This window comes from uncultured Campylobacter sp. (genome assembly GCF_938045465.1).
In the GTDB taxonomy this organism is placed as follows: domain Bacteria; phylum Campylobacterota; class Campylobacteria; order Campylobacterales; family Campylobacteraceae; genus Campylobacter_B.
In genome coordinates this window covers 1-4,391 of the sequence record NZ_CALIBF010000067.1, presented here as the reverse complement: position 1 = coordinate 4,391, position 4,391 = coordinate 1, and the positions used below count along the sequence as shown (strand labels likewise).

The following is a 4,391-nucleotide window of genomic DNA, read 5'->3' as shown; positions in this document are numbered from 1 at the left end:
GGTATGGCAATTTCGGTTAAAAGGGCAGGGCGCGGACGTTTTTAAAATAAAAACGGACGATGGTTTTTATATTTTTGAAGGCGATGAAATCGCCGGCTATGTTCCCGCTAGCCATGATAGCAAAGAAAAAGAATGCTTAAAAAATATCTCAAAAGGCGTAGATACCTTAAGGCGCTTATCGTTGCCTGAGCCCATTTTGCCGGCCGGGAGACACGGAGTGGGTTATATTGTGACCGATATAATAGCTTGCGTCGTATTTTGTATCACCGGAAATTTCTTTATCGGCGGCTATATATGGGGACTTTTAGCTTTTGCTTTGTTCGCGATTTGGAATGATTTTTTTGAACGTAGCGATTTCCAAAAAGCTATGAAAAAATACGAAGCAGATAGAGCTAAAAAGATCAAATACGACGAATTTATAGCAAGCTTTGAAAGACGCGTCGCAAGTGAGAAGATCGACGAAAATACCGGATTGATCACTAAAACAGAACCGAATAAATAACGCAAAATTAAGAATTTTATCCTTTTTAAATGTGCCACTGCGCTCGTTATGGCGTATTTAATCGATGGAAATAGCTTTAGTGCAGCAAAATTTTATATTGCAAGGCGATATTTGCTTTGCAAATTTTCAAAAATGCTCGCCGTTAAAATTTAAAACTTAAATCTTTTGGGCAAAATACGCGTTGCATCTACTCGTTATTTAAACGCCGCAAAGCTCATAAAATTCGCCCACTTAAAGATACTCTCGACGCGTTTAAAGCCCGCGCTTAGCGCCAAGGCGCGGTTTTCTGCCTCGGTGTAGGGCACGAGGACGTTTTCAAGCGCCTCGCGTTTTTGCGCGATCTCGTAGCGCGAATAGCCATGCGCGCGCTTGTAATCCTCGTAAATTTCGATCATCTGACGCGCGAGCGCAGGCTCTTCGTAGATAATCTTTTCGCTAAAGATCAAAACTCCGCCCTCACGCAATCCGTCATAAATTTTACTCACGAGCGCGGCGCGGCGCGGCGGTCTGATGAACTGCAGGGTGTAGTTTAAAATCACGGCGTCGCAGTCTGCGAGGCTCGCATCCAGCATGTCCGATACGCTAAGCTCGAGCTCGGCGCCGAACGCTGCCGCCTTGGCGCGGGCATTTTGTATCATCGCCTCCGAGCTGTCGATGCCGCACAGCCGCAAATCAGGGCGCAGCGCAAACAGCGCCAGCAGCGCAGTCGCAGTCGAGCAGCCAAGATCGATCACGCGCGCCTTTTGCGGCAGTATCCGCGCCAAAAGCTCGCTGCTAAGCCGCGTGCTGGCCTCATAAAACGGCACGCTGCGCCCGATCATATCATCAAAAACCGACGCGACGCTGGCGTCAAACTCAAACTGTTTTTTGATAGGCTCTTTAAAAATTTCGTCTCTCATCTGTTTCCTTTTAGTTTTGCTATTCGCGCAGTACTCGATTTATACTTCCTACGCATGCTAAACGCAGAATTCTCACGCCGTGCTTTCTGCACTTACGCGGACACTCTATTTGCGACCGCTACGCATGGAATTTTTGTGCTTAGTTTGCCTCGCGCGAAGCATACCTAAATTTTAAACGCAGCATGAGCGCTTTTGATGCAAGCGAGCTACATCCCAGTTTGCGCCCAACTTCTAGCCCGGATATGCTCGATGCATGATTAAATTTCACGTCTTGCTTGACAAGACACTAAAATTCCGCACCGCGCAAATACGTTCTTAAAATTTTACTCCGTATTTAGTGGGCTTAGAATTTCTCAGCATTAAATTTTACGCCGCCGAATCTCGCACTGCCAAAACAGCTCCTTTAAATTCTTTAATTACAAACTTAAACTAAAAGCATAGTCAAAGCTCCATTAGTAGAATTTCGCGCCCATTTCGCGATTTTATGCGCCGAAAAATGGAGCCGCTTGACAAAATCCCGCGTTTAGCTAGGCGCATAATTTAGCCGCTTGGCCCTTGCTCGGAAGCTCAGCCCTGCTAAATTTTAAAGCTTCGCAGCATAACTAAGATTTTTTATCGCCCTCGATTCTCAGCGCAGCTTGCACTTGCCTAGTCTTGCATAAACCCAAGCTCAAGGTGTGTTAAAGCCATGTAGGTGGTGCACCCCAAGTATTCTCAGTGACAACGGGCGCACGACTTTTATACAGGACGACGCAGACGGCTTATTTAATGCGCCGTAGATGTGAAACGCAGACGCATCAAATCAAGCGCACAGCCCGCAAATTTCATTTTTAAGCTTACAAGCCGTAGATTAAAATTTACGGCTTCGTAGTACCGCCTCCGCCTCTGAAGCGTCTTTTAAAATCTGCTCTTTAAGCTGCGCTAGATCGTTAAATTTGCGATTTTCGCGTAGGAACTTTATAAATTTAACGCAAGCAAATTTCGCGCCGCTGTTTTTGCACGCCGCCTCTAAATTTTTATTCTCGGCGCCCGAGCTCTCGCTCGCCGCAAAATTTCGGGTAGAAATTTTGGCTGAATCGTGTGCCGAAATTTCATCTAAATTTGACGCAGGATCTGTAGCTTGCCCCCCGCAGCATGGCGGGCGATCTAGCGCGGAATTTACAGCCTCAAAGCCTGCAAAGTCCCCCAAAATGTGCGTTTCAAGCGCGAAAACCCTGTCGGTGCTAAGGCGCTCTCCCACAAAGCTCACGCTTTTGTATCTTGTGCCGCGCACGCTCGTGACGGTTGCGTAAACGCCGCTTTTTGGGATAAAAAACCAACCCGGCTCGAGATTTAACGTCGCTACAAACTCCCGCGCCCCGCGCCCCTGGCCGCGCACGATCCGTCCGCAGATCTCGTAATCCCGCCCTAAAAGCTCCGCCGCCGCTTCGCACTGTCCGTGCGACAAAAGCTCCTTGATCCTGCTTGAATGCACGCCGCCGCCGCTTAAGCAAAACTCCCCTAAGACGCAGGTTTGCCCGCTAAATTCGCGCTGCAAAAACTCCGCGCCCCATGCTCTGTCACGCCCAAATCTAAAGTCCTCGCCTACGACAATTTTTTGTAAATTTATGAAATTTTGCCCTAAAAGCTCGATAAATTCGCCTCCGCTAAGGCTTTTGATAGCGCGTAGATCGCAATAAAAAATCTTTTTGTTCGTAAATGCCTGCCGTGACGCAAAAGGGGTTAGCTTCGTGCCACCACCTGCTAGGATTACGATTATTGCGCCGTGTTCACCTAGGTGCTCAAATAATTTTTGATGTCCAAGGTGCATGCCGTCGAAGTTACCGATCGCTACGGCGCGCACATTATCGCGGTTTGCGCCTTGCAGCGTCGCGAAAATCTCGCCACGTGTGAACTGCTCGCTTAGGCGCGCACGCAGCACTTCCGCACAAGCAGGAAGCGTGCCTTGAGCATGCGCGTCTACGTCATTGCTGCAAGCGTCATTATAAGCCGTTTTACTGCCAAAAGTCGTTTCATTGCTGCAAGAGGTGTCGGTGTCTGCTTCATCTGCGCAGTGCGCATCGCAGGTTTTATTTTCACTGAGCTCTTGCCTTGGGCGTTTGATATTTTGAGATGAATTTTCCCCATTGCTTGTGGAATTCTGTTCCGTAAAATTTTTCAAGCTGGAATTCTGCGATACGAAATTTTGCTCTTTAAAATTCCGTAGCGAAGCCTCTTTATGGTTTTTACATGATTTTTGATTAGCCATTATTGCTGCTTCGTCCAGACGATTTTTTTGGTGTCGTAGCCGCTGTGCTTCGCCTTTTTTAGATAGAGGATGCGGATCGGCTCAGGCAGGGTTTTGGTGCGCGAGAGGATATACAGCTCGCTCGTATCGGCGCCGAAGATTAGGGCGTAGCGATAGTCGCCGTCCACCTGTGCCACGCGGTAGAGGGAGTCGGAAATCAGGCCTTTTTGATAGAGCAGGCCTACGTTTTTATCGCCAGCAAACTCCAGCACGTGCTGCTCGTTTTCGATTTTGCCAGAGCTTGTTTTGGCGGTTTTCAGAAGATTGATCGTGGAATTTTTATCGATAAAGCACTCGTATGCGGTGTTTTGCAGCTCGCTACCGCCCTTCATACGGGCGATCTCGTACCAACCGCCGCTAAATTTATCGATGTCGAAGTTTTTTACGATCGGCGCTTTCGGGCTCAGACTTTTGGCGCATGAGCTTAAAAAAACGGCGCCTAGCACCAAAATAATCAAATTTTTAAATTTCATCGTTCGTCCTTTTTAGAAGATAGAAAAATTCTTGATTTCCCTCTTTGCCCGTGATCTTACAGGCGCTAGCGTGCAGCACGGCAAGGCCCAGCTCGGCGCATAGTCGCTCAAATTTCGCCCGCGCGCCGCGCGCCTCTTTTTCATCTTTGAGCACCCCTTTTTTATTTCGCTTCGCCTCCGCACCCACCTCAAATTGCGGCTTAAATAGCACGATGAGAGCGCTTTTTGCG

3 protein-coding genes and 3 pseudogenes are annotated in these 4,391 nt (G+C 48.1%); 1 reads left to right on the top strand and 5 read right to left on the bottom strand.

Annotation, left to right across the window (positions count from 1 at the left end):
• A partial coding sequence (locus tag Q0413_RS03320) for a hypothetical protein (RefSeq protein ID WP_298987290.1) occupies nt 1-502 on the top strand: 502 nt, incomplete at its 5' end.
• A 194-nt stretch (nt 503-696) separates the two neighbouring features.
• Here the strand turns inward: Q0413_RS03320 and cmoA are convergent.
• From cmoA to Q0413_RS03300, 5 genes and pseudogenes are all read right to left on the bottom strand, one after another.
• Nucleotides 697-1,401: a carboxy-S-adenosyl-L-methionine synthase CmoA gene (cmoA, locus tag Q0413_RS03315; protein WP_298987287.1), complete on the bottom strand. Its 705-nt coding sequence runs from the start codon at nt 1,399-1,401 to the stop codon at nt 697-699.
• An 850-nt stretch (nt 1,402-2,251) separates the two neighbouring features.
• A pseudogene (locus Q0413_RS11230) lies at nt 2,252-2,371 on the bottom strand (riboflavin kinase); the annotation flags it as partial.
• A gap of 216 nt (nt 2,372-2,587) precedes the next feature.
• Nucleotides 2,588-3,649, bottom strand: a pseudogene (locus tag Q0413_RS03310) (riboflavin kinase); the annotation flags it as partial.
• Nucleotides 3,649-4,161 (bottom strand): lipocalin family protein, encoded by a 513-nt coding sequence (locus tag Q0413_RS03305; RefSeq protein WP_298987281.1) that lies wholly within the window; start codon nt 4,159-4,161, stop codon nt 3,649-3,651. The pseudogene Q0413_RS03310 and the gene Q0413_RS03305, both read right to left, overlap by 1 nt.
• Nucleotides 4,151-4,391, bottom strand: a pseudogene (locus tag Q0413_RS03300) (TlyA family RNA methyltransferase); the annotation flags it as partial. The pseudogene Q0413_RS03300 and the gene Q0413_RS03305, both read right to left, overlap by 11 nt.